The following is a 25069-nucleotide window of genomic DNA, read 5'->3' as shown; positions in this document are numbered from 1 at the left end:
GCGCGGCCACCCACGACCTTCGGAAAGAGATATGGCGAGATTCTTCGAGGGCCTGTACGGGTCCGACAAGGCGATCAAGCGCAACGCCGTCATGGTGATCATCAGCACGCTGGTTCTCTACGTGATTTCCGCGATCCTGTGGACCAAGGGCGGTTGGGGTGCCGCGTTCGCCCCGCTACTCGTGGCACTGGTAGTGGACGCCCTGTGCATCGCCGTATGGCTCTCCTTGCGATCGCAGCGCCGGTAGAGCACCGGCGTACGCACAGAAAGGATTTAGTCATGGAACTCGCGCATCGAGGCGTAACCCCGGGAGGCCCCCTTGGGATCGTACTATTCCTCATTGCGGTGGCCTGTGTAGTGATCCCCATCGTCGTAGCTCGAAAGCGGCGCCAATAGCACGTCGTCCACATACTCTTCGTCGTTCCGTGACAGAGCCACCAGCCTCCTGGTGGCCTGGCTCACGGGTCGCTGACAGGCGTGTCGACCTGCTGGCTCATGCAAGAGCCACCAGGTCGACGGCCTCTGTCGCATACCCCGTGCGAGCTGCTGCCACCAAGACCTGAGAGGCGCCGCAGCCACTCGATTCCATGCGCATCGAGGCCGCCGCCGCCCGGTCGCCAGCTAGGTTCTGTCCGGCGGATCATGTGACCTTCTGGCAGGTCGCTCGTTGGCTCGGGCATGGGTCGGGAGGATCTGACGAATTGCGAGTGGTCGCTTTTGGAGCCGCATCTGCCACCCTCGGGTGGCCGGGGCGGCCGGAGGAACGACCACCGCACGGTGGCCAACGGCATCTTGTTCCGGGTCAGGACCGGTGTCCCGTGGCGTGATCTGCCGGAACGCTACGGCTCGTGGAAGACCGTCTACGAACGGCATCGCCGCTGGTCGGCGGACGGAACCTGGGACCGGATCCTGCAGTCGGTCCAGGCCGACGCCGACCTCGCCGGGCGGATCGACTGGTCGATGGTCGGCGTCGACTCGACGTCCTGCCGGGCCCATCAGCACGCAGCCGACGCCCGCAAAGCCCGTCCGCGGGTCCCGAAAAAAGGACGATGCCCCGGCACCACCGCCCCGACGAGGGACTCGGACGGTCCCGGGGCGGTCTGACCTGCAAGATCCACCTCGCCTGCGAAGGCGGCTGCCGCCCCATGGCCCTTCTGCTCACGCCGGGCCAGTGGGGCGACGCCCCACAGATGGCCGAGGTCATGGACCGGATTCGGGTTCCCCGACCGCTGGGCGGACGATCCCGGACGCGGCCGGACCACGCCAGCGGGAACAAGGCATACAGCTTCCATCGAAACCGCGCCTACCTGCGAAGACGCCGCATCCGGCACACGATCCCGGAGCCGAAGGACCAGCGCTCCAACCACCGCCGCAGAGGTAGCGCAGGCGGCAGGCCCACCGGCTTCGACCGCGACCCCTACCGGCGCCGCAATGAGGTCGAGCGGACCATCAATCAGCTCAAGAACTCCCGCGCGGTGGCGACTCGTTACGACAAGCGGGCCTACGTCTTCCACGGCACGGCCGCCGCCACTGCGATCCGGCTCTGGCTCCGTCAGTGATCCGCCGGACAGAACCTAGCCGGCCCCGTTCTGGTCAGTTGTCCCGGAAGAGACCAGCCAACGCCGTGGCCTGCGGCGACGAGTGACCCATGCTCGCTGACCTGCGCAAATGACCTTTCGACTGTTTCACGCTCGTGCCGCTTGATGAGGCCGGAAGTCCCACGAAAGTCCCAGGGGACTCCCACCGCTGAGGGGCGCCCACTCAGCCCTCTACGTCACCGTGGCCATCGGGGCGACGGAAGACGGGCGGAATCGAAGAGACCATCCCCTGCGCGGGCGCGGGCCCCCCTCGTCCTCGGGTCGAGGTCCTTGATTGAGGGGCGTGCCCGTGCGCGCGCAGATCGTCCCTTGGACCTTGCTATACAGAAAGCCGCCAGGGGTGGCAGACCTGGAGGAGTGGAGAGCACACCCCCCCGCAAGTTCGGCTGGCTCCTGACTGGCGGCTTAACTCCGCTCGCGCGGTGAGCAGCCGAGGATCTGCCGCACCACGCGGGCGGGGATCGGTTCACCTCCGCTCGCGCGGAGAGCACTCCAGCCACCACCGCGCGGCGATCTCGGCGTCCGGTTCACCTCCGCTCGCGCGGAGAGCACTGTAGTAATCGGCGACGGCCTGGAGTTCGGGGCGGTTATCCCTGACCTCAACGCGAAGTTCGCCGTCGTCGCAACGAAGCCGAAGGCCGACTCCGCCCCTGCCGCCGTACTCGACGGCGTTGGTCACCAACTCGGAGATGACGACGGCCACATCCTCGAACGGCGCCGCGTCCAGATGGTGAACCGCCAGGTAGCGGATGACCACCCGACGTGCGATCGGCACGCAGAAGCGCTCCGCTGCGAACACCACCTCAAAGGGAGGCGCCGTCGGCCCAACATCGGGTACGAAGGCCAACGCACCAGCTCGGTCCAGAGTCATCCGGGGCCTCCCAAGTGAACGGGCATTGGATCGTGCACGGACGGGCTTGCTCTCGCCGCGACCGACCTCCCCAACATGGGGAGCTTCAGGGGACACGAGTGTGATTCCGTAGCGGCCTTAGACCTATCTCTGTAGAGATATCTCTGTAGAGATATGGAATCCCGCCTATCGTGTGGAGCGGTTGAGGGTTCCGTTCAGGGGGATGCTTTGAAATCGCCGATCCGTACCTGCGCGCAGTGCGCGACCGAGCTGAGCCAGTACAACTCGGGGGACCTCTGCGCTGCGTGCGCGAAGGCGAAGTCCGCCCCTGGGGTGCCCGACCGGGCGTGGCGGCAAGAGGCCGTCCACCAAGCCCTGGCCGAGTGGGACTTCGGTGAAGTACTACGCCTAGTACGCAAACGGTCAGGACTATCGCAAATTGCTGTACGCGACCTGACAACCCTGCCTCAGTCCTTCATCTCAGCCCTGGAGCAGGGCCGTAAACAGGTCGGCAGCCCCGCTACCCTCCTTGACCTGCTGAATGGTCTCGGGATTCCTGAAGATCTACAGCATCTGCTCCTGGCGCCTCTCAGCCGGAATGCACCAAAACCAGGTCTTAGCCCAGCGGTTGAGGCGGCGCTGCCCTGGACGGCGGACCGTATGGTGGCGTCACTTGAAGTGGCAATCGGAGGTACCACCGCCATGAAACGACGCCGCGTGCTCACCGCCCTGAGCGGCGCTACCCTCACTCAATACGTCATGCAGTCCGCTGTCGCCCCGGTAGAGGCTCTGGCGTCCTCCGGCACCACCACCGTCACCGAGAGTTTGATCGACTCTCTGCAAGGCACCACCGACGCTCTGCGCCGCGCCGACGCCGTGGGCGGCAGCGGGGCCCTCGCCGAGACCGCCCGCTATCACTTGCAGATGCTGGTCGGACTGCTCAAGAACGGCCGCTGCAACCAAGCCCTCCTCCGCCGTCTGGCAGCCGTTGCGGCCGACACCGCCTCACAGGCCGGTTGGTACACGTTCGACAGCGGCAACCACAACGCCGCGCAACACCTCTTTCTCGGGGCGCTCCGAGCGGCTCATGCCTCAGGGGACTCCCGCCTACGCGCCGGCGCTCTCGGGTTCCTGGCAATCCACGGATACTCCGCAGGCGACCCTCGCGACGCCATCACGGCAGCTCGTGCAGCACGCCAGGCCATCACGGACCAGGACGCGCCGGCGTTGCACGCCATGCTTCTCACCCGTCAGGCCCGAGGGCACGCCAAGCTACGCGAAGAGCACCACGTCAAAGCGGCACTTGGCGAAACCGAAGAGCTGTGCAGGCGGGGGGCCGGTGAGGATGACCCGCACTGGCTGTATTGGATCAATCCGGGTGAGATCTTTGGGCAGACCGGCAGTTGCTACCTCGATCTAGGCAAGCCGGACCAAGCCGCCCTTGCTTTCGCTGACGCACGTAAGGTTCTGCTGCTCGATCAGACACGCACCAGTGCCCAGTTCCTCGCACGCGCCGCAGTGGCCCAGATGCGGGCCGGGGACGCCGATGCTGCTTGCCTCACCGCGCACGAGGTCCTTGACCTGGTGGATCGAGTACGCTCCGCCCGTCTCGACGATCACCTGCGAACCATGCTGGACGAAGCCCGTCTCAACCGGGATTACAGGCCCGTGCAAGATCTCCTCGACCGGGGGCGAAGCGTACTGAGCGAGCGGGTGGTGGCGTGAATCTGACCCTCGTCCTCTGGGACATCGATCGCACTCTGCTGTACACCGGCGACATCGATCGGCGGGTGTACAGCGAGCTGTTTGAAGAGGTAGTCGGCCGCCCCGCCGAGCATCTTCCCGCGCGCGGAACCGGGGTGACCATGCCACTCGCTGTGCGGGAACTCTTGCGCGTCAACTCGGTGGAGCCGATGCGGGTTGAGGAACTCGCTCACAAAATCATCCAGCGAATGCCCGACCAGCTCGGGAGCCACCAGCGCGACCTCGTACGCATGGGCAAAGTCATGCCCGGTGCCGCCGCCGCGCTCGCGGCTGTCCACCGGAAGCCTGAGTTCGTGCCTACAGTAGTCACCGGCAATCTGCGAGGAAGCGCCGAGATCAAGCTCAGGGCTCTGGGTCTCGACAAGCACCTTGATCTCGCCAGCGGTGGATACGCGTCCGACAACTCCCACCGCCCTTCGCTGGTGCGTGTCGCGCAGCAGCGGGCGGGGGGCAACTACAGCTGCGAGTTCACCCGCGAAACGACCGTGATCATCGGTGACTCCCTTGAGGACGTCCGCACCGGACAAGAAGGAGGAGCCCGCGTTATCGCTGTCGCGTCTGGGACCACTCCGCATCACGAACTCACCGCCGCCGGAGCGCACCATGTCATCCCGGACCTCACCGACGCTTCGCGACTAGTCGAACTCATCGAGCAGTCCACGTGAGTCGGGGTGCCATCTCCCACCGCTCCCCAGTGCACGGCCCGGCCTTGTGTACGGCTATGTCCAAGCCGTAGCCCCCGTCGCTCCCCACGCGCACGGCCCGGACCCTCGCGCACGCCTGGGTGATGTCCCAGGAAACGGTCGCTCCCCACGCGCACGGCCCGGACGGGGATGTTCAGGTGCATGGGTTCCTCGATTCCGGTCGCTCCCCACGCGCACGGCCCGGACGGTCTCAACGACCTCGATCGTGACCGAGCTGACGGTCGCTCCCCACGCGCACGGCCCGGACACTTCCTGACCTGCGGCTCTAGGCGCGCTTTGCCGTTTCGTGTCCTGTGTCGTCGAGGGTGAAGAGCGTCAGCGGATCGCTCCGCTGAGGTGGCACCGGCCTTGCTGGGCTGGTGTCTTCCCGTTTCATCGCCTCCTGTCCTCCGGCCCGAGGGCCGGGTGGTCTTATGGGGGCTCCGCGGGCGTTTTGTGTCTCCCCTCTACCGGGGGCGAGGAGTTGATCGGCGAGGACCGCGTGCTGGGCGATGTTGCGTGCGGCGTTGAGGTCTCGGTCGATCGTGGTGGAGCAGTTGGTGCAGTGGAACGTCCTGTCCGCGAGGGTGAGGCGTGGGTTTTGCCATCCGCAGGCGGAGCAGGTCTTGCTGGAGGGGAACCAGCGGTCGAGGACCGCGAGGGTGGATCCGTACCAGCGAGTCTTGTAGGTGAGCTGGCGGCGCAGCTCGCCGGGGGCGGTGTCGAGGATGGCCCGGTTGAGGCCGGCCTTCTGCTTGACGTGTCGGCCGGGCTTGTCGGGGGTGCCGGAGGATGACCGGGTCATCCCGGAGACGTGCAGGTCCTCGATCGCCACCTCGGCGAAGCGAGTCGCCAGTTGTTTGGTCAGTGCGTGCAGGACGGTGCTGCGTCGGACGGCGACTTCGTGGTGCACGCGGCCGACTCGGCGGCGGGCCTTCGCGCGGCGCGCCGACCCCTTCTGCGTTCGGGAAAGGGCGCGCTGGGCCTTGGCGAGCTGCTGCTCTGCCTTCCTGATGTGACGGGGGTTGCTGACGAAAGCTGTGGTGGCTGCGTCGGTCTCCAGAGGCTGGGACAGGACGGCGAGGTGCTTGACGCCGAGGTCGACACCGACGCGGCCGCGGTCCCACTGGCGGCGAGTGGGCTGGTCAGGAAGGTCGGCGTTGACCTTACAGAGGACGGAGGCGTACCACCGTTGCCCTGCGCGGGATACCGTTACCGACTGGATTACCGCATCGCCTCGCCCGATCGAACGGCTCATCCGCTTGGCGGTGTCGTGCAAGCGCACCGAGCCGATGGTCGGAAGTCGGAGCCGACGATAGCTCTCTAGCCGAACGGTCGGCTGCTTCACGTTATGGTGCAGCCGGAACGCTTCGCGGGCGCGCCCCTTCTTCTTGAACCTCGGGTATCCCACCCGCCGGCCAGCTCGGGTGCCCTTCAGGGAGTCGAGCCAGTTCTTCCATGCCCGGTCGGCGTCGATGAAAGCGGACTGGAAGGCATGTGTGTTCACCTCGTGCCACCACGGACAGGGCCGCTCCGGCCCCAGGCTGCCATCCGGCAATGCATCGCCGCGCGAGTCACCCTTGATCTGGTTCAAGTGCTTCTGGACGACCGCCTTCGTCGGCACGGGCACGCGCACCTCCTTGCGCGCCTGGGCCTCTGACATCCCGTTATCCACCAGCTCCTGAACGGCGCTGCGCCACTGCTGATGCGCGGCCACCTTCATCCCGAGCGCGTGGTTGAACGCCCACCGCGCGGCGCCGGCATGCTGGGCAAGGCCCTCTAGCTGGCTAGGAGTGGGGTCTAGCGCAAACCGGAATGCTTTGAGGATCTCCTGCTGCATGCTGCCTCCCCTCCTTCACCAGCGCTGCCGTCTAGTCGGTCCAGACCCTAGCCGCTGCCACTGACAACCGGGGTCTGGTCCTTCCTCCCACGCCGCTGGACGGGCGGCGCCGCACGGGTTTCTACGGTCGGGCTGGGGCGGTGAGATCGTGCCGCGCTCCGGCTCTACGAGGCAAGCTTTCACTCTCCGTCGGCCACGGTCCTGGCGCGCCCGGGTGTAGTCAAACGCTCGTCGAGGGGTGGAGCCGTTTGGCGACGAAGACATGGTGATGCCTTCTGGGGCGGCCGCAAATACGGATTCGCCTACGGCAGACAAGATAGTCCGCGAAGACACTGGATAGCTACGCAACAGCATGTCAACGTACAACGTCCCGCAAAAAAGCATTTCAGGCGGCGCTGTTGCTCGACTCCGAATCTGCTCAGAGTCAGCGTTGCATGGGCCGCCGCCGACATGGTTCCTGATCCGGAGGCCCAGCCTGTCCGATTTCGCTATCCCATCTGCTCGTCTCACCTCTCCCGTACTGCTCGTTATCGGCGCGCTGAACGCTCGGGCCGGTCGAACAGTAGGTGAGCACTTTGGGGCCTCAACGGGGCCCTGTGTCTTCGCGACGGGCCTATTCGGTGAAAATATCTTGCAGCGAGGTTACCTCGCTGATCGCGTCGCCCTCGCGTATGTGGCTCAGCATCCTGTCGTCTCGGGTAGCGCTCCCAAAGCCCCACGCTCATACCTTCTTCGCCCCGAAGATGACGAGCCCCAAAAGGGGTCCGAGGCGTGAAGCGGCCCGCAACATAGCCGCCAATTGCCGGTTAGCCAAACCGGCACTTCTCCAGACCCTTGAGGTGTTCGTTGCGGCTGCGCTTGGCGGTGGAGCTGCTGTGAACACCGAGGTGGCGAAGGAACTCGTTCCGTCCAAGAGCAAGGTGCTGTCCTCGGCTCGACAGGTATCGCCGGTGCCAGTAGCGAGACCGCCGCGGGCACCTCGCCGGAGGAAGGACTTCAGGCTTATGCCCATGGCGCGCTGGCTTTCCTGGCCTTTTGGGGTGGCCGTCCGACAGAAACCAGCGGTCAACTCACCACGCCCCTAATTGCGTCCCCAACTGCATCGCGCGTGGCCATCCTTCGCCCCGACGTGGCTTAGGCGACCGACAAATCCGGAATCCCCGAGGAAATATCAATGGCTCGTCCACCTGCGCTCAAGCTCGCCGAGGTTCTAGCGGAAATCCGGATGAGCCCATCGGCCTTCTACCGCCTACGCGCTCGCGGTCAGGCACCCCAGATGATCAAGCTGCCCAATGGTGAATTGCGCTGTCGCCGCGCCGACTTGGATGCGTGGTGGGATGCGTGCGAAAGGGATATGCCTGAATGGCGATGAGTTATAAGGTCCGGTTCTGGGACATTCGCGAGCGGTCCGACCGCCGCAAGGGATTTGAGGTTCGTTGGACGGTCAACGGGCGTGAGAAGTCCGAGTCCTTCCTCACCAAGGGACTGGCGGAGAGTCGTCGCGCCAAGCTCATGACCGCCGCTCGCGAAGGCGAACCCTTCGATATCCGGATGGGTCTGCCGGCCTCCGAAATCCGCGCCCTAAAGCAGCGGACCACTTGGTACGTCCTGGCCCGGGAGTACATCGAGCAACGGTGGGACCGAACACCAGGGAACACGCGACGCACGCTGGCAGATGCGTTGGCGACCATCACGCCAGCCTTCGTTGAACCAGGAGCCAGCTATCGGGAGCCCCGCGTGCTGCGGCGAGCCCTCTACTCGTGGGCCTTCAACAAGAACGCCTGGAAGGTCGATTCGTCAGAAGAGTGGCAGACGGCATTGGACTGGCTGCAGCGCCACTCCCTGCCTGTAGGTGAGTTGGACGATCCCGATGTGCTGCGGCGTGGCCTCGACGCACTGTGCCGGAAGGTCGACGGAACGGCCGCCGCCGCGAAGACTGTGAAGCGAAAGAGGGCTGCGGTCAACGAGGTGTTTGGTGTAGCCGTTGAACGCGGATACTTCGCGCAGAACCCGCTGATCGGTCTTCGTTGGACAGCGCCGGAAGTCGCCGATGAAGTCGACCCTGACTGCGTGCCGAACCCGGCTCAGGTTGCCCGATTGCTTTCCGCAGTGAGAGTTCTACCTGGCCGTGGGCCTCACCTGTACGCCTTCTTGGCTGCATGTACTACGCCGCCATGCGCCCAGCCGAGGTGATCCATTTGCAGAAATCCCAGTGCCGTCTTCCAGCGAGTGGCTGGGGTCTTCTGAACCTGAAGGGCGGCGTCGTGACTGCTGGTAAGGAGTGGACGGACGACGGCGCCGTCTACGAGATCCACTCCCTGAAACGGCGGGCAGCCAAGGCGACACGCCCGGTGCCGATTCCTCCAGTGCTCGTCCGTATATTGCGCGAACATATACGAAGCTTCGGCGTTGCTCCCGACGGACGTCTGTTCCGCAACGCAGCGGGGAACTACATCGATGCCTCGGCGTATGGGATCACCTGGGGGCGAGCACGTGAGGCTGTTCTTACGATTGACGAGCACGCCCTTGACCTGGCGAAGCGTCCCTACGACTTGCGCCACGCCGGCATCTCGTTTTGGTTGGCCTCTGGCGTCGACCCCGCGGAGTGTGCGCGCCGGGCTGGTCAGAGCATCCAGGTCCTCTTCCGCTACTACGCCAAGTTCCTGGCTGATGCGCGGAACCACGCCAACACCTTGATCGAAGACTCCATGCGGCGATGGGAGGAGGCGACGGACGATGATGATGCGGAGAGCGCCTTAGCGGGATCTTGGCCCGGAAATGCCCCGGAACTGCTGGTCAGAGCTGGGATACGGGTGGGAGATATCGGGAGTAAGGGCGTGTTTCGACTCGTTGCTTAGATGTGCGCCGAGAAGGGCGCCTGCCGGGCATCTGCCCTGGTCAGGCGCCCTTTTTCTGTGTCTAGAAGAAGCCGAGCTTCTTCGGTGAGTACGACACCAGGAGGTTCTTCGTCTGCTGGTAGTGCTCCAGCATCATCTTGTGGTTCTCCCGGCCGATCCCGGACTGCTTGTAGCCGCCGAAGGCCGCGTGGGCCGGGTAGGCGTGGTAGCAGTTGGTCCAGACGCGGCCGGCCTGGATCGTGCGGCCGGCGCGGTAGGCGGTGTTGATGTCGCGGGTCCAGACGCCCGCGCCGAGGCCGTACAGCGTGTCGTTGGCCAGCTTCATCGCGTCGTCGAAGTCGTCGAAGGACGTTACCGAGACGACCGGGCCGAAGATCTCCTCCTGGAAGATCCGCATGCGGTTGTCGCCCTCGAAGATGGTCGGCTGGACGTAGTACCCGCCCTTCAGCTCACCGTCGTACTCGACACGTTCGCCGCCGGTGAGCACCTTGGCGCCCTCCTGGCGGCCGATGTCCAGGTAGGAGAGGATCTTCTCCAACTGGTCGTTGGACGCCTGTGCGCCGATCATCGTCTCGGTGTCGAGCGGGTGCCCCGGCTTGATCTGCTGGGTGCGGGCCACGGCCGCCTCCAGGAAGTCGGTGTAGTGGCCGCTCTGGACGAGCGCCCGGGAGGGGCAGGTGCACACCTCGCCCTGGTTGAGCGCGAACATGGTGAAGCCCTCGAGCGCCTTGTCCCGGAAGTCGTCGTCGTGCGCCCAGACGTCGTCGAAGAAGATGTTGGGAGACTTGCCGCCCAGCTCCAGCGTCACCGGCTTGATGTTCTCGGAGGCGTACTGCATGATCAGCCGCCCGGTCGTGGTCTCCCCGGTGAACGCCACCTTCGCCACCCGGGCACTGGAGGCCAGCGGCTTGCCCGCCTCCGCGCCGAAGCCGTTGACGATGTTGACCACGCCCGGCGGCAACAGGTCGGCGATCAGATTCATCCAGTAGTGGATGGACGCCGGGGTCTGCTCGGCGGGCTTCAGGATGACCGCGTTGCCCGCCGCGAGCGCGGGCGCCAGCTTCCAGGCGGCCATCAGGATCGGGAAGTTCCACGGGATGATCTGCGCGACGACCCCGAGCGGCTCGTGGAAGTGGTACGCCACGGTGTCGTCGTCGATCTCACCCAGCGACCCCTCCTGCGCGCGGATCGCCCCCGCGAAGTAACGGAAGTGGTCGATGGCCAGCGGGATGTCCGCGGCCAGCGTCTCGCGGACCGGCTTGCCGTTCTCCCAGGTCTCGGCCACCGCCAGCGACTCGAGGTTCGCCTCCATGCGGTCGGCGATCTTCAGCAGGATGTCCGAACGCTCCGTCACCGACGTACGGCCCCAGCCGGGCGCGGCCGCGTGCGCCGCGTCGAGTGCCCGCTCGACGTCCTCCGCGGTACCGCGCGCGATCTCGGTGAACGGCTGCCCGTTGACCGGCGACGGGTTGTCGAAGTACTGCCCGCGCGCCGGCGGCACGTACTCCCCGCCGATGAAGTGGTCGTAGCGCGGCTGGTAGGAGACGATCGAGCCCTCGGAGCCGGGCGTCGCGTAACGGGTCATGCTGATGTGCCTCCCGGTGCAGCGCTGCCCGCCATTGGGCAGCTCCCGTCGTGCAGGCTAGACGGGCGGACGTTGCGAATATGTTGCACCGCTGGTCACCCAGGGTGTCTGACGGACCTGAGGGCGTCGGCCCGGTACCCCCGGCACGGACAGTTCGGCCTCCAGCGCCGCGATCCGCGCCCGCACCGGTGCGGTCGGCCGCACGGCCGCCAAGGCCCGCCAGACCGCCAGGTCGTGCTCACCCCACGGCGCGTGCGCCCAGTCCGCGAGCAGATCCGGGTCGCCACGGGTGATCAGCGCCGTTCGCAGAGCCCCGGCGAGTCGGCGTCGCAGGCCCACTACCGCCGGGGCCTGGGAGTTCGGCAGCAGGGGGCCGCGGTACGCCCGTATGGCGGCCGTGAGCGCACCCGTCTCCAACTGCCGTTCCACCAGCGCCGCGTCGCACTCGACCGGCACGGAGAGCCGGTAGGGCCGCGACGCCAGCAGCCCGGGCGGCAGCAGCGGGCGAAGTCTGGCCAACTCGGCCCGCAGGGTCACCGGTGTCACCGACTCGTCCGCGTACAGCGCGCACAGCAGTTCGTCCCCGGTCATGCCCTCGGGATGCCGGGCCAGGAGCACGAGAACCTCGCTGTGCCGACGGCTCAGCCTCACCCGGCGCCCGCCACCCGGACGGAGTTCCGCCTCGTCCCGGCCCAGCACGCTCAATGTGACCGTGTCCTCCGCCTGCCTCGGCGGGGTGACCAGGCTGAGCTGCGACTCGGCCGCGCGTGCCACCGCCTGCACGAAGCCCAGGCTGTGCGGATGTGCCAGACCGTCCCCGCCGGTGATGTCGACGGCTCCCAGGACCCGGCCGGTGTGCGGATCGTGGATCGGCGCGGCCGCGCAGGTCCACGGCTGCACCCGCCTTATGAAGTGCTCGGCCGCGAAGACCTGCACCGGACGGTCCACCGCCACCGCCGTGCCCGGCGCGTTGGTCCCGACCGCCGCCTCCGACCAGCGCGCCCCGGGCACGAAGTTCATCCGGTCCGCCTGCCGCAGCGTCGTCGGATGCCCCTCGACCCACATCAGCCTGCCGTGCGCGTCGCACACCGCGAGCAGATGCGAACCCTCGGCGGCGAACGTGCCCACCAGCTCCCGAACCAGCGGCATCACCTGGGCCAGCGGATGTTCGGCGCGGTATGCGCCGAGGTCGTCGTCGGTCAGTTCCACACTCGCCGTGCCGTCCGGCCCGACGCCGGCCCGCGCGCTGCGCCGCCAGGACTCGGCCACCACCGGCCGGACCGGACGCGGGACCGTACCGACGGTCGTGAAGGTCTCATGCGCTCGGCGTAGCGCCCGAACTCTTTCGTCTGGGTCGGCTCCCGGCTCCAGAGCCACCCACTGATCGGTCAACTCGTCCTCCCTGCGAGGGATCAACTGGGTCATCGTCACGCGCGGCTCCGCCGCGGACAACCGGGCCGGCATGAGGTCAGGAGAAATTGACGAGTCTGATGTAGCGGACCCAGTCCCAGTTCACCCCCGGGTCGGTGTGATCGGTGCCGGGTACCTGGTAGTGGCCGATGATGTGCTCCCGGTCCTTCGGGATGCCGTACTTGTTGCACACCGCGGCCGTCAGTCTCGCGGACTGTTCGTAGAGCGCGTTCGTGAAGTAGGCCGGCTCGTCCACCCAGCCCTCGTGCTCGATGCCGATGCTCCGGGTGTTGTAGCCCCAGTCGCCGGCGTGCCAGGCGATGTCCGCTTCCCGGACGCACTGGGCGACATGGCCGTCCGCCGAGCGCACGAGGTAGTGCGCCGACACCTTCTTGTCGGTGTTCCGGAAGATGGCCAGAGTGTTGGTGTAGGTCTCCTGGGTGACATGGATGATCACCCGGTCGATCTTGTAGGCCGTCGGCCGGCTGGACACCGTGTAGTTGCCGCTGCTCGCGGGCTGCCATTCGCCGGGCGGGTAGTCCACCGCCGCCTGCGCGGCCGCCTGGGGGCCGGGGAGGAGTGCATAGGGGACAGCGGCGAGCGCCGCGCCCTTGAGGATGCCGCGTCGGGTGAGGTGGGTACGGGGCTGGTTCGTCTCCATCGTCGGCTGCCCTTCAGCAGTGTGAGGTGTCATCTGCCTTGTGTGACTTGGCAGTTGAGGGTGCGAATGCGCGGGACCATGGTGTGTGCGGATGCGTGCGTACGGCGGGGGTGCACGTCCGGCTCAGCGGAGCCCCCGCACGTATGACCGACACAGTGTCAGCTCCGGTCGGCGGGAACCGGGAATGGTCGTGGTGGTGTCGGTTGTGGCGTCGTGCGCCGGTCGCTTTCGCGTACATGTATCCCCCGATGCATGTGGCAGATGGTGCTCAGCACGTGTACGGCCTGGGCTTCCGCCGCTTAGGCCCGGCGGTTGCGGCTCGCGTGAATCACGGTACGGCGCGGGGGAGTTGGGCAGAAGGGTGAGCGCCGAGTCCGTGGACAACTGGCGGATTGTGGATAAGTCGGCCACCCGTTCGAGGGACTTCGGGCGTCGGCGGGCGTGGCGGGCTTTCGCCACGGGCACCGCCGAAGTGTCAGGGCCGTTCCGCCGCCATCGCCGGATCATCCAGCACGGCCCGTACCACCGAATGCGCGGCACCGAGCAGCGGACCCTCCGGCCCCAGCTCGGACACCGCCACAGGGCAAGCCGGACCGGCTGTGCGACTGCGCAGCTCACGTTGCAGAGAGGGGAGAAGCCATGGCGAGAGGGCCGCCAGCGCACCGCCGAGGACGACCGTGTCCGGGTCCAGGAGATTGACCGCCCCGGTCAGGGCGATGCCGAGCGCCGTACCCGCTTCCCGCAGCGCCGAGCGCACGTCTTCGTCGCCCGCTTCGGCCTGCTCCGCGAGCACCCCAACCACGTCCTGGCGGGGTTCGATCCCGGCCGCCCGCAGGACGGCCTCTTCTCCGGCGTACTGCTCCAGGCAGCCGCGTCCGCCGCATGGACAGGGAGGCCCGTCCGGACGGACCGGGACATGGCCCAGCTCTCCGGCGAAGCCACGGGTGCCCCGCAGCAACTGACCGTTCACGACGATCGCCGCACCGATGCCGATCTCCGCAGACACATGGAGGAAGTCGCCCGGCGTGCCGGCACCGAGCCACAGCTCCGCCAGCGCGCCGAAGTTGGCCTCGTTGTCCACGGTCAGCGGTACCCCGCCGGGCAGTACACCGCCGAGGTCAGCGTCGTGCCAGCCGAGATTGGGGGCGCGCACGACCGTACGGCCGTCGCGGGCGATCAGACCGGGAACGGCGACCGCGAGCCCGGCGACCCACAGGCCGTCCTTCTCCACCTCGGCCGTGACCTGCTGGAGAAGGGAGGTCAGTTCCTCGGCCACGGCTTCGGGGGAGCGCCCTCGGTTCGCGCCGCGCCGCACGGCCCGCGCACGAACCGAGCCCCGCAGGTCGACCGCGCACACCGCGAGATGATCCACCCCGATCTCAGCCCCGATCCCCGCCGGACCACGCCCGCTCACCGCGAGCGCGGAGCCGGGTCGTCCCACCCGGCTCGGTCGTTCGGGGCCCAGTTCCTCCAGGAGGTCCCAACGGATCAACTCGTCCACGAGGGACGAGATTGCCGCCCGGGTGAGACCGATGCGCGAGGCGACCGTGGCGCGCGACAGCGGGCCGTCCGAGCTGACGGCGTGCATGACCCGAGCCAGGTTGCGGCGACGCATGCCCTGCTGGGTGTCCGGCAGGGCGCGTCCGCTGCCCGCGGGTCGGCTGTCGTGCGGCGGTGCGGTCATGCCTCCGTCGATCCTCGGTGTCCGTGGTCCCTGCTCGGCTTGTGGTTCGGTAGCTCGCTGCCGGACCTGGAGCGCAATCCTCTTGGGCGGGGTCAGAGAGAGTCCGCACCCCGCTCCAGCAGCGGGGACGCGTCGGAGAGTACCCCGGCGATCCGGCTCAGGGCTTCCTCGTCCCGCTCCACGGCGTCCAGGACCCTTCCCTCCGTCGTGTTCCAACGGCGAGCTACGGCCGCCGGGTCCTCGCCGGTCAGCAGCCCCGCGGCCTGCGCGGCCGCGCCGAGGGCGACCAGTTCCTTCGCCTCGGGGATCTGTACCGGCCGCCCGGACAGCCGGCGCACCGTCTCCTGCCAGGCCGTGCCGCGGGCGCCGCCGCCGATCAGCAGCAAGGGAGCGCTGCGGTCGGCGTCCTCGTCGAGAACCAGGTCGAGTGCGCCGAGCAGCGAGTGCACCGCGCCGTCGTAGGCGGCCTGGAGCACCTGACCGGCGGTCGTGTCGTGGCGGAGGCCGTGCAGCAGACCCGAGGCGTGGGGCAGGTTGGGGGTGCGCTCACCGTCGAGATACGGCAGCAGGGTGACCGAGGTGCCGGGTTCCACGGCCTCCCGGTCCAGTCCCAGCAGGGCCGCGACCCGGTCCACGGCGAGGGTACAGTTCAAGGTGCAGGCCAGCGGCAGCCAGTCGCCGTGCGCGTCGGCGAAACCCGCCACCGTGCCGGTCGGGTCGGTGGGGCGGCGCTTGGAGACCGCGTACACCGTGCCCGAGGTACCGAGGCTGAGCACCGGAGTGCCGGGGCGCAGGCCCAGACCCAGGGCGGCGGCAGCGTTGTCCCCCGTGCCCGGCGCCACCAGCGCACCCTTGGAGAACGGCAGGTCGTGGCCGTCGCGCACGGTGCCCGCCACCTCGCCGGGCCGCACCACCCGAGGCAGCAGCGCGGGGTCGAGTCCCACGTGCGCCAGGGTCTCCTCGTCGTACGACTCCGTCGCGGACGCCCACCAGCCGGTGCCGGAGACATCGCCGCGGTCGGTCGTGCCGAGGCCGGTGAGGCGCTCGGTGAGGTAGTCGTGGGGGAGGCGCACCGCCCTGGTGGCGCGGACCGCGTCCGGCTCGTGCTCCGCCAGCCAGGCCCACTTGCTCACCGTGAACGACGCCCCCGGCACACTTCCCGTGCGCTCCGCCCAGGCATCCGGGCCGCCCAACTCCTCCACGAGGCGGCGCGCCTGCGGGGCCGAGCGCACGTCGTTCCAGAGCAGCGCGGGACGTACCGGCTCGCCGTGCGCGTCGAGCGTGACCAGGCCGTGCTGCTGGCCGCCGATCGACACCGCCGCCGCCTCGTGCGCCGCGTCGCCGCACTGGCGGAGCGCCTCGCACAGCGCGTCCCACCACTGGCGCGGATCGCTCTCCCGTCCCGCGCCCGAGGTCACCGTGTGCGCGGCCTGGCCGCTCGCCACCACCTGCCCGGTGGACGCGTCGACGACCAGTGCCTTCGTGGACTGGGTGGACGTGTCCACACCGACGACGAGCGGACCCTCGGCTGCTGACATCGGGCTCTCCCTCTTCCGCGGCGTCATCGACCGGCAGCGACGCCGTTCATCGATGGCGCCCCGGCGTCGAGAACATCTGGTCTCTTCCCAGAGGCGCCTTCGCATACTAATTTGTAAACGGCCATGACGAAATAGTCGTACGCACCAAGGAGCCGCGGCATGAACTACCAGCCCACCCCCGAGGACAAGTTCACCTTCGGCCTGTGGACCGTCGGCTGGCAGGGGAGGGACCCGTTCGGCGACGCCACCCGCCGCGCCCTCGACCCGGTCGAGTCGGTGCAGCGCCTGGCCGAGCTGGGCGCCCACGGCGTGACCTTCCACGACGACGACCTGATCCCCTTCGGCGCCTCCGAGACCGAGCGCGAGTCGCACATCAAGCGCTTCCGCCAGGCCCTGGACGCGACCGGCATGGCCGTGCCGATGGCGACCACCAACCTCTTCACCCACCCCGTCTTCAAGGACGGCGCGTTCACCGCCAACGATCGCGACGTGCGCCGCTACGCGCTCCGCAAGACGATCCGGAACATCGACCTCGCCGCCGAACTGGGCGCCAAGACCTATGTCGCCTGGGGCGGCCGGGAGGGCGCCGAGTCCGGTGGCGCCAAGGACGTCCGGGCGGCCCTGGACCGCATGAAGGAGGTGTTCGACCTCCTCGGCGAGTACGTCACCGCCCAGGGCTACGACCTCCGCTTCGCTATCGAGCCCAAGCCGAACGAGCCGCGCGGCGACATCCTGCTCCCCACCGTCGGCCACGCCCTCGCCTTCATCGAGCGCCTGGAGCGCCCCGAGCTGTACGGCGTCAACCCCGAGGTCGGGCACGAGCAGATGGCCGGGCTCAACTTCCCGCACGGCATCGCGCAGGCGCTGTGGGCGGACAAGCTCTTCCACATCGACCTCAACGGCCAGTCGGGCATCAAGTACGACCAGGACCTGCGCTTCGGAGCCGGTGACCTCCGGGCCGCCTTCTGGCTCGTCGACCTCTTGGAAAGCGCCGGCTACGAGGGTCCGCGGCACTTCGACTTCAAGCCGCCGCGCACCGAGGACCTCGACGGTGTCTGGGCTTCGGCCGCCGGGTGCATGCGCAACTACCTCATCCTGAAGGACCGTGCGGCCGCCTTCCGCGCCGACCCGGAGGTGCAGGAGGCACTTCGCGCGTCTCGGCTTGACGAGCTGGCCCAGCCCACGGCCGCGGACGGGCTCGACGCCTTGCTGGCCGACAGCTCGGCCTTCGAGGACTTCGACGTGGACTCCGCCGCCGCGCGGGGCATGGCCTTCGAGCGGCTCGACCAGTTGGCGATGGACCACCTGCTCGGCGCCCGAGGCTGACGGAATCGCGCGTGGCCAGTCCGTTGCGGCTGGTCACGCGCGTCCTGCGGTGCCCTTCGAACCGGGTCTCAGGGGTTCCTCAGGGTCGGCTTCAGGGATGTCTCAGGGTCGGCGGCCGGAACCGTGAGGCGCTCGGGACCGTTTCCCATGCAGAGAGCGGCAGTGGGTCGTGACGGAGGAGGCGGAGTTCATGTCGAGAAACGCGAAGGTCGCCGTAGGTGGCGTGGCGGTCGGGCTGATCCTGTTGTTCTGGCTGCCCTGGTGGGTGGCGCTTCTGATCATCGTGGGCGTGCCCGCCGCCGCGTACCTGACGTTGGACCCCTCGCAGCGGCGCAGGCTGCGCCGGGTGGCGCGCAAGGAGATAGGCCGCTGACGCCTTTGGGCGCGGCTTCGCGCGGGGTCACAGCGGACGTACGGCGATCTTGTCCAGTCCTTCCAGCAGGCCGGGGAGCTCCGGGCCGCGTCCCACGGGGATGACTTCGCCGGGTTCCGCGTCGAGCAGGATGAACGCGATGTCGTCGGTGCGGGCCACGATTGACCAGCCGGGACCGTCGGCCCGCAGGGTCCGCGCGTCTCCGGGGGCGAACGACGAGCGGACGCGTCCCAGCGGCGGCGGGGCGTCGATGTAGGCGCGTGCCTCCGCGAGCACCTGGCGGACGCCGGGACGGCCGGGCTTGGCGGTGCCTTCTGGCTCGGTCTCCGGTGCTGCTTCGGTCTCCGGAGCGGGTGCCTCGGCTCCGGAAGCCTGCTTGTTCGGCAGGACATCCGCGTCGTCGAGCCGACCGCGCCACTCGGCCCACTGAAGTGCTATCTCGTCGGCGCCGAGTCGCCGCTGGGCCGGTCCCCACGTGCTGGTGTCGGGTGGGGTGAGAGGAGGGGGGTCCGTGGACTCGGTGTCCGGGTCGTGCGGGGCGGGTACGTCGGGAGCGGCGACGGCCAGCGCCAGAGGCCAGCCGGGCAGGGCCGCCACGAGCGTCCGCTCGTCGGGCGACAACTCGTACTCCATGCCGCAGTCCCAGGAAGCGATCGCCACCGCGACCAGGGACACGTCGTCGATGACGGCCGTCCAGCGGGCTCCGTCTCCGTCCTGCCCGAGAACCAGGCCGTACCCCTCCTCGAGCGGTGTGAGGCCCAGCGCCGCGCAGGCCGCGGGATAGTCGTCACCGAGCACGCTCGGGAACTGCGCCGGTGTCAGCAGCACCGCCGTCAACACGTACAGCGCCTCGTCCGCGGCAGCCACGGGTGCATCGTCCGACCCGGCCATCTCAGCCTCCCCAGTGGTTCGTCCGTCGGCGCGCACCCTAGTGCGCGGGGGAGAGGCTTGTCACGACTCCGCGCACCGGGCGGAGCTGCGGTTTTCCTGCCGGACAGGGGCGAAACACCCCGTGGCCGTCAAGAGTCTCCTCAGTCCGCCGGCAGGCCCAGCAGATCCCGGGCCACCGCCCGAGGGGTCGTGGAACGCTCGCGGGCGAGGGCGACCACGGCTCGGCTCGCCAACTCGCCCACACCGAAGGAGAGTGCCTCCGGCGACACCCAGGACGACGCCTCTTCGACGCCATCCTGGTCGTCCCGCGCGCGGGCCGTCACATAGGCAGCCGCGGCTTCGAAGAGGTTGTGCCCGCGCGGCTTCGGCCCGGAGGGCGCCTCCCCGCGCGGGGAAGTACCCAGCCTGGCGGCGTAGTTGCGGATCATGTCGAACATGCGAACCACCTTTCCCCGGCCCGGGGCTCGCTCATCACACATGTCTCGTTACTCAAAGTAGAGTGGGAACTTGCGCGACAGAAGGGGACCTTACGGTGAAACGCTTCGAACGGCTCGACCAGATCCGGCGGATGGACCCGGTCGCCGACGCCCCGGAGATCTACCGGCTCAGCGCCGCGTTCGAATTCCCGTGGGACTACACACGAGCGCTGGAACTGGCCCTCTACCGCACCTACGCCGTCCCCAGCATCGGCCGGCTGCTGGCCGATACGGCGGAGCTGACCGAGCGCACACAGCGGCGGTACGACGACACCGCCCTGCTGCTCGACGCCGTCATGGAACACGGCTTCGCCGCCCCGGAGGGCCGTACCGCGATCCGGCGCATCAACCAGATGCACCGCAGCTACGACATCAGCGACGACGACATGCGCTACGTGCTCTCCACCTTCGTCGTCATGCCCAGACGCTGGATCGACACCTACGGCTGGCGGCGGTTGTCCCGGCACGAGATCGTCGCCACCACCGAGTACTACCGCACCCTCGGGCGCCACATGGGCATCCCCGACATCCCGGCGACGTTCGAGGAGTTCGAGGCTCTCCTCGACTCCTTCGAGAAGGAGCACTTCGCGTGGGACCAGCGGTCCCGGCAGGTGTCCGACGCGACGCTCGACCTCATGACGTCCTGGTATCCGCGTCCGCTCGCACCACTGTTGCGTACGGCGACGCTCGCCCTCCTCGACGAGCCCCTGCTGCGTGCCTTCCGCTACGAGGCGCCGAGCGCGACCGCCACCTCTCTGGTGCGCCGTGCCGTAAAGACCCGTGGACGGCTGGTCAGGCTGCTTCCGCCGCGCCGCGCGCCTCACTTCGCCCGGCAGAACTGGGAGATCAAGAGCTACCCGGACGGCTATCGCACCGCCGATCTGGGCACACACCCGGTGCCGGGGGTGGGCGGTTGCCCGGTGAGGCAGGTGAAGTTGACCGACGCGGTGGACTGAGGCGAGCAGCCGCGGCCAGTCCGAGTTCAGGACTCGCGCACCGCCAGCGCGAGGAAGTAGCCGGGCTCGTCGACGTACGACGTCATGCGCCATCCGGAACGCGCGAGGAGGGAACCGAGATTGGCCTCGGCCCGCAGGTCGTCGGGTGTGAGCTGCCTGCCCTGGCGAGCGGCCAACGCCGCCCGGCCGATGGGGTGGAACAGTGCCAGCGTGCCACCGGGCCGCACCACGCGGGCCAGTTCGCGCAAGTTCTCGCTCGGCTCAGGGAGGTGGGCGATCAGACCTGCCGCGAAGACGGCGTCCAGGGATTCCGTCCGCAAGGGGAGGGCGGTGACGTCGGCGAGCAGCAGGGCACCTTCCTGGCCTCGCCCGGCCTGCGAGGCGGCCTCCAGCATCGCCGGGGTGAGATCCGCCCCGATCACCGTCCCGGACGACCCCACGGCGGCGCGCAGCGACGGGAGCGCGCGGCCGGTGCCACATCCCGCGTCGAGCACCCGCTCGCCCGCGTCCAGCCCCATCTCGGCGACCGCCGCCGCATAGGCGGGCCCGTCGTCGGGAAACTTGCTGTCCCAGTCGACCGCCCGCGCGGTGAAGAACTCCTGGACGTGCGTGTGGTCGTCGCTCATACTCCGATGATCTCTCACCGCCCCCGTTGACGCCGCACGCACAGGGATAGGCCCCGATGCGGTCCTTTCACCGCAACTCCACGTCATGTTCGGACACCCGCTGTGTCATGTTGTGACAGCTTTCGAAACGCGCCCCCTGTGTACGCCCCTGCCCCGGCTAGCGTCCGTGGGCCATGGGACACCTCGACCACGCGGCCTTCGGCTGGCTCACCCCGGCGCTCTCGTATGCGATGGCCTGCATCGGCGCCGCACTCGGCCTGCGCTGCACCGTGCGCGCGCTGGCGACGACCGGCCGGGCGCGCCGCAACTGGCTGATCACGGCCGCCTCGGCGATCGGGACCGGCATCTGGACCATGCACTTCATGGCGATGCTCGGCTTCCGCGTCAGTGGCACCGACATCCGCTACGACGTGCCGCTGACGATCCTGAGCCTCGTCGTCGCCATGGTCGTCGTGTGCGCGGGTGTCTTCGCCGTCGGCTACAGCAGGGACCGCAACCGCGCCCTTCTGATCGGCGGCCTCACCACCGGCCTCGGCGTCGCCAGCATGCACTACCTGGGCATGGCCGCGGTCCGGCTGCACGGGGACGTGTCCTACGACCCCGTACTCGTCGGGCTGTCGGTCGTGATCGCGGTGGTCGCCGCGACGGCCGCGCTCTGGGCGGGCCTGAACATCAAGTCCCCGGTCGCGGTCACCCTCGCCTCCCTGGTCATGGGGGCGGCCGTCAGCAGCATGCACTACAGCGGCATGTTCGCGGTGAGCGTCCACGTCGACCCCTCCGGCGCGACCCTGCCGGGTGCCACGGCCATGCAGTTCATCTTCCCGCTCGCCGTGGGCCTCGGCTCCTACCTCTTCATCACCTCGGCCTTCGTCGCCCTCTCGCCCTCGGCGGACGAGCGCCACGCGTCCGCCACCGCCCAACGGCCCGTCGAGGGCGCCGCCCGCTAGCGGAAGCCCGGCCCGAGAGCCCCGACCCACTGCCCGAGCGAGGAGGCCATGCGCCCACCCCGTAGCACCCCGAAGGCCGGACCACCGGCGCAGTCCCCGACCCCGTTGCGCGGCCGGCGCGCACACGCCGGGCCCCCGGCCGACGAGGGCCCCGAGGCGTACCTCGACATGGCGCCGGACTACGCGCCCCCGCGCGCGAGTCGCTGGCACATGCGCCCCCGGACCGTGCGCGCCAAGGTGGTCTGCCTCCTGATGGTGCCGGTGGTCTCGCTCCTCGCGCTGTGGGCGTACGCCACCGTGACGACCGCTCAGGACGTGTCCAAGCTGCGCCAGTCACAGCGCGTCGACGCCGAGCTGCGTACGCCCGTCGCGGTCGCGGTCGCCGCGCTCCAGGCCGAACGGGCCGCCGCCGTGCGGTACGCCGCCGAACCGAACGCGGCACGCGGGAACGACCTGCGCGGTCTCGCGGCCACTACCGACCGGGCGGTGGCGAAACTGCGGCTCGGTGACGACAGCACCGTCGCCGCCGGCCAGCAGCTCCCCGCGGGCGTCGGCAGCCGTCTGGAGACCTTCGTCGGCGGGGTCGAGCAGCTCCGCGCGCTGCGGACCGCCGTGCTGGGCCGCGAGGCGGACTGGGCGTCAGCGTACGACCGGTACTCCAGGACCGTCGACACCGCGTTCGCCGTGGACGGAGCGCTCTCCGGCATCCAGCGGGCCGATGTGGGCTCCGACGCGCGCGTGCTGCTGGAATTCTCGCGGGCCGCCGAAGCACTGGCCCAGGAGAACGCCGTCCTCGGCAGCACGCGCCCGGACGACACGCTCCGAGGCCGACGTGCCCTGCTGCTGGAGGGCGCCGTCGCCAACCGGCGCACTCTCACCCAGGTCGCTGTCGCCGACCTGCCCGCCGCCCAGCGCGCCGCCTGGAACCGCGTCGCGCACGGCAGCGCCTACCTAGCCCTCACCGCCGCCGAGGACCGCGTTCTCGCCGCCGGCTCCGGCGCCCAGGCGGTCGACACGGCCCCCGGTTCGGCCTGGGCCACCGCCCACGCGCGCGTGCAGGCCGACATGAGCGCCATCGCGGCGGACACGAGCCGGGCGGTCGCGGGCCGCGCCGACCCGTTCACGCACGGCGTGCTGAGCCCTGCCGGTGCCGCCGTGCTGTTCGGCCTCGCAGCCGTCGTCGCCTCGCTCGTGATCTCGGTCCGGATCGGACGCGCGCTCGTGGTCGAGCTGGTGAGTCTGCGCAACGACGCTCTGGAGATCGCCCGCCGTAAACTCCCGGCGGCCATGCGGAAACTCCGGGCCGGTGCGGAGATCGACATCCGGGCCGAGGCGCCCGTCGGACCGCCCGCCGAGGACGAGACCGGACAGGTGGCGGAGGCCCTGACGACTGTGCACCGGGCCGCCCTGCACGCCGCCGTGGAGCGCGCCGAACTCGCCAGCGGCATCTCCGGGGTCTTCGTCAACCTCGCCCGTCGCAGTCAGGTGCTGGTCCACCGTCAGCTCAGTCTGCTGGACAGCATGGAGCGCCGCTCCGACGACCCGAACGAGCTGAGCGACCTGTTCCGGCTCGACCACCTCACCACCCGCATGCGGCGCCACGCCGAAAGTCTGATCATCCTCTCCGGAGCGGCACCCGGCCGGGCCTGGCGCATGCCGGTCTCCCTGACCAACGTCGTCCGCGCGGCGGTATCCGAGATCGAGGACTACGCGCGCGTCGAAGTCCGTCAGCTCCCCGAGGCGGCCGTCATCGGGGCAGCCGTCGCCGACCTCACGCACCTGCTCGCGGAACTGGTCGAGAACGCGGCCCAGTTCTCGCCGCCCCACACGCGCGTGCGTGTGTCCGGCGAACCGGTCGGCAACGGCTACGTCCTCGAGGTCGAGGACCGGGGCCTCGGCATGAGTGCCGAGACGCTCGCGGAGGCCAACCGGCGCATCGAGCAGTCCGAGGCCCTCGACCTCTTCGACAGCGACCGCCTCGGCCTCTTCGTGGTCAGCAGACTCGCGGCCCGCCAGGGCATCAAGGTGCACCTGCGCACCTCCCCGTACGGCGGCACCACCGCGGTCGTGCTGCTGCCCACCGCCCTGGTCCACCAAGGAACCCCGGAGCAGCCCGCCGAGGCACCCGCAGCTCCTCGGGAGCCGGAACGTGAGTACGCGCGCGTGCCCGAGGTGCCCGCCCCCGCCGCGGTGACCACCCAGACCGAGCGACCCGCCCTGGCCGCCACCGTGCCACCGCCCCCCGAACCCATCCCCGACACACCGCCTCCCGGAGTCAGCACCTTGAGGCCCCACCGCCCGCCCACCGACTCCGAATCCTCGGACGACCTCCCGCGCCGCGTGCGCCAGGCCAGCCTCGCGCCCCAGCTCCGCAAGGAGCGCCCCGCCGAACCGGCAGCGGAACCCGAATCACCCGACGACGAGGGACGCACCCCGGAAACCGTGCGGGACCGCATGGCTGCCTACCGCGACGGCTGGGTGCGCGGCGGCGGCCGACGTCCCGGCCGCGCCGCACCAGCGCCCGCGACGGGCAGCGACAGCACCGAAGGAGAACCCGCATGATCCAGGAGCCGAACACGACCGCGAACCAGCGATCCGGCGAACTCGACTGGCTCCTGGACGACCTGGTCAGGCGGGTGGGCGAAGTGCGCCATGCCGTCGTGCTGTCCAACGACGGCCTCGCGGTCGGCGCCTCCACCGGTCTCGGCCGTGACGACGCCGAACACCTCGCCGCCGTGGCCTCCGGCTTCAACAGCCTGGCCAAGGGCACAGGACGCCACTTCGGCGCGGGCGGCGTCCGCCAGACCATGGTGGAGCTTGACGACGCCTTCCTCTTCGTGGTCTCCGCCGGCGACGGCTCCTGCCTCGCCGTCCTCACGGCGGCCACCGCCGACATCGGCCTGGTCGCCTACGAGATGGCACGCCTGGTCAGACGCGTGGGTGAGCACCTCTACGCGGCACCGCGCGTCGGCTCACGGCCGCCCGCGGCAGGCTGACCGGGAA

General features: G+C 69.1%; 23 protein-coding genes. 13 read left to right on the top strand and 10 right to left on the bottom strand.

Features of this window, described 5'->3' with window-relative positions; all coding sequences use genetic code 11:
• Positions 1-31 precede the first annotated feature (31 nt).
• Together E5083_RS19515 and E5083_RS19510 are read left to right on the top strand one after the other, a co-directional pair.
• Positions 32-247 (top strand): hypothetical protein, encoded by a 216-nt coding sequence (locus E5083_RS19515; protein WP_135786974.1) that lies wholly within the window; start codon positions 32-34, stop codon positions 245-247.
• 431 nt (positions 248-678) lie between these two features.
• Positions 679-1559, top strand: a protein-coding gene (locus E5083_RS19510; protein WP_135786973.1) for an IS5 family transposase whose coding sequence is annotated in 2 segments (ribosomal slippage) — positions 679-1039 and positions 1039-1559 — 882 coding nt in all. Because the reading frame shifts where the segments join, the coding sequence is not laid out codon by codon here.
• A gap of 505 nt (positions 1560-2064) precedes the next feature.
• On the opposite strand, the gene E5083_RS19505 is transcribed toward E5083_RS19510, so the two are convergent.
• On the bottom strand, positions 2065-2469 hold the full coding sequence (locus E5083_RS19505) for an ATP-binding protein (protein WP_135786972.1): 405 nt from the start codon (positions 2467-2469) through the stop codon (positions 2065-2067).
• A gap of 153 nt (positions 2470-2622) precedes the next feature.
• Here E5083_RS19505 and E5083_RS19500 point away from each other — a divergent pair, with 153 nt between their 5' ends.
• Together E5083_RS19500 and E5083_RS19495 are read left to right on the top strand one after the other, a co-directional pair.
• Positions 2623-4173 carry a helix-turn-helix domain-containing protein gene (locus tag E5083_RS19500; protein WP_135786971.1) on the top strand — a complete coding sequence of 517 codons (1551 nt, stop codon included), beginning with the start codon at positions 2623-2625 and terminating at the stop codon, positions 4171-4173.
• The gene (locus tag E5083_RS19495) at positions 4170-4877 is read left to right on the top strand and encodes an HAD family hydrolase (RefSeq protein WP_341869877.1); all 708 of its coding nucleotides are present in this window, start codon (positions 4170-4172) and stop codon (positions 4875-4877) included. Before E5083_RS19500 ends, E5083_RS19495 begins: the two co-directional genes overlap by 4 nt.
• A 304-nt stretch (positions 4878-5181) precedes the next feature.
• On the opposite strand, the gene E5083_RS19485 is transcribed toward E5083_RS19495, so the two are convergent.
• Entirely contained in the window at positions 5182-6735 is a 1554-nt protein-coding gene (locus E5083_RS19485) for an RNA-guided endonuclease InsQ/TnpB family protein (RefSeq protein WP_244317564.1), read from the bottom strand.
• Between the two features lie 1174 nt (positions 6736-7909).
• On the opposite strand from E5083_RS19485, the gene E5083_RS31750 reads away from it, so the two are divergent.
• Genes E5083_RS31750 through E5083_RS32160 form a run of 3 tightly spaced genes read left to right on the top strand, consistent with a single transcriptional unit; the run spans position 7910 to position 9593 of the window.
• Positions 7910-8107, top strand: a complete 198-nt coding sequence (locus E5083_RS31750) for a helix-turn-helix transcriptional regulator (protein ID WP_135786970.1) — start codon at positions 7910-7912, stop codon at positions 8105-8107.
• A complete protein-coding gene (locus E5083_RS32165; RefSeq protein WP_341869876.1) occupies positions 8098-8928 on the top strand; it encodes a hypothetical protein in 831 nt (276 codons plus the stop codon). Before E5083_RS31750 ends, E5083_RS32165 begins: the two co-directional genes overlap by 10 nt.
• Positions 8895-9593, top strand: a complete 699-nt coding sequence (locus E5083_RS32160) for a hypothetical protein (protein ID WP_341869875.1) — start codon at positions 8895-8897, stop codon at positions 9591-9593. Before E5083_RS32165 ends, E5083_RS32160 begins: the two co-directional genes overlap by 34 nt.
• Positions 9594-9654: 61 nt before the next feature.
• On the opposite strand, the gene adh is transcribed toward E5083_RS32160, so the two are convergent.
• The 5 genes from adh to xylB form a co-directional block, all read right to left on the bottom strand.
• Positions 9655-11178: an aldehyde dehydrogenase gene (gene adh / locus E5083_RS19470; RefSeq protein ID WP_135786969.1), complete on the bottom strand. Its 1524-nt coding sequence runs from the start codon at positions 11176-11178 to the stop codon at positions 9655-9657.
• A gap of 57 nt (positions 11179-11235) precedes the next feature.
• Positions 11236-12570: a GAF domain-containing protein gene (locus tag E5083_RS19465; protein WP_135786968.1), complete on the bottom strand. Its 1335-nt coding sequence runs from the start codon at positions 12568-12570 to the stop codon at positions 11236-11238.
• 76 nt (positions 12571-12646) lie between these two features.
• Positions 12647-13249 carry an N-acetylmuramoyl-L-alanine amidase gene (locus tag E5083_RS19460; protein ID WP_135786967.1) on the bottom strand — a complete coding sequence of 201 codons (603 nt, stop codon included), beginning with the start codon at positions 13247-13249 and terminating at the stop codon, positions 12647-12649.
• 475 nt (positions 13250-13724) lie between these two features.
• The gene (locus E5083_RS19455) at positions 13725-14933 is read right to left on the bottom strand and encodes an ROK family transcriptional regulator (RefSeq protein ID WP_135786966.1); all 1209 of its coding nucleotides are present in this window, start codon (positions 14931-14933) and stop codon (positions 13725-13727) included.
• A 92-nt stretch (positions 14934-15025) separates the two neighbouring features.
• The gene (xylB, locus tag E5083_RS19450) at positions 15026-16471 is read right to left on the bottom strand and encodes a xylulokinase (protein WP_135786965.1); all 1446 of its coding nucleotides are present in this window, start codon (positions 16469-16471) and stop codon (positions 15026-15028) included.
• Positions 16472-16630: 159 nt separating this feature from the next.
• Between xylB and xylA the strand changes: the two genes are divergently transcribed.
• Entirely contained in the window at positions 16631-17797 is a 1167-nt protein-coding gene (gene xylA / locus E5083_RS19445; protein WP_135786964.1) for a xylose isomerase, read from the top strand.
• Positions 17798-17987: 190 nt separating this feature from the next.
• The gene (locus E5083_RS19440; protein ID WP_030803508.1) at positions 17988-18170 is read left to right on the top strand and encodes a hypothetical protein; all 183 of its coding nucleotides are present in this window, start codon (positions 17988-17990) and stop codon (positions 18168-18170) included.
• Between the two features lie 27 nt (positions 18171-18197).
• Here the strand turns inward: E5083_RS19440 and E5083_RS19435 are convergent, their stop codons facing one another.
• Together E5083_RS19435 and E5083_RS19430 are read right to left on the bottom strand one after the other, a co-directional pair.
• Entirely contained in the window at positions 18198-19061 is an 864-nt protein-coding gene (locus tag E5083_RS19435; protein ID WP_135786963.1) for a hypothetical protein, read from the bottom strand.
• A 140-nt stretch (positions 19062-19201) separates the two neighbouring features.
• The gene (locus E5083_RS19430) at positions 19202-19498 is read right to left on the bottom strand and encodes a hypothetical protein (protein ID WP_135786962.1); all 297 of its coding nucleotides are present in this window, start codon (positions 19496-19498) and stop codon (positions 19202-19204) included.
• Between the two features lie 95 nt (positions 19499-19593).
• On the opposite strand from E5083_RS19430, the gene E5083_RS19425 reads away from it, so the two are divergent.
• Entirely contained in the window at positions 19594-20493 is a 900-nt protein-coding gene (locus E5083_RS19425) for an oxygenase MpaB family protein (RefSeq protein ID WP_135786961.1), read from the top strand.
• 26 nt (positions 20494-20519) lie between these two features.
• Here E5083_RS19425 and E5083_RS19420 read toward each other — a convergent pair whose 3' ends face one another.
• Entirely contained in the window at positions 20520-21119 is a 600-nt protein-coding gene (locus E5083_RS19420; protein ID WP_135786960.1) for a class I SAM-dependent methyltransferase, read from the bottom strand.
• 173 nt (positions 21120-21292) lie between these two features.
• Here E5083_RS19420 and E5083_RS19415 point away from each other — a divergent pair, with 173 nt between their 5' ends.
• The 3 genes from E5083_RS19415 to E5083_RS19405 are packed head-to-tail and all read left to right on the top strand — an operon-like array spanning position 21293 to position 25062.
• Entirely contained in the window at positions 21293-22066 is a 774-nt protein-coding gene (locus tag E5083_RS19415) for an MHYT domain-containing protein (protein WP_135786959.1), read from the top strand.
• Between the two features lie 48 nt (positions 22067-22114).
• Positions 22115-24628 (top strand): sensor histidine kinase, encoded by a 2514-nt coding sequence (locus tag E5083_RS19410; RefSeq protein WP_135786958.1) that lies wholly within the window; start codon positions 22115-22117, stop codon positions 24626-24628.
• Positions 24625-25062, top strand: coding sequence for a roadblock/LC7 domain-containing protein (locus E5083_RS19405; RefSeq protein ID WP_030803522.1), 438 nt, complete (start codon positions 24625-24627; stop codon positions 25060-25062). Before E5083_RS19410 ends, E5083_RS19405 begins: the two co-directional genes overlap by 4 nt.
• Positions 25063-25069: the final 7 nt, after the last annotated feature.

The organism is Streptomyces bauhiniae, assembly GCF_004784475.1.
GTDB lineage: Bacteria > Actinomycetota > Actinomycetes > Streptomycetales > Streptomycetaceae > Streptomyces > Streptomyces seoulensis.
This window is presented reverse-complemented; position numbering and strand designations above follow the sequence as displayed.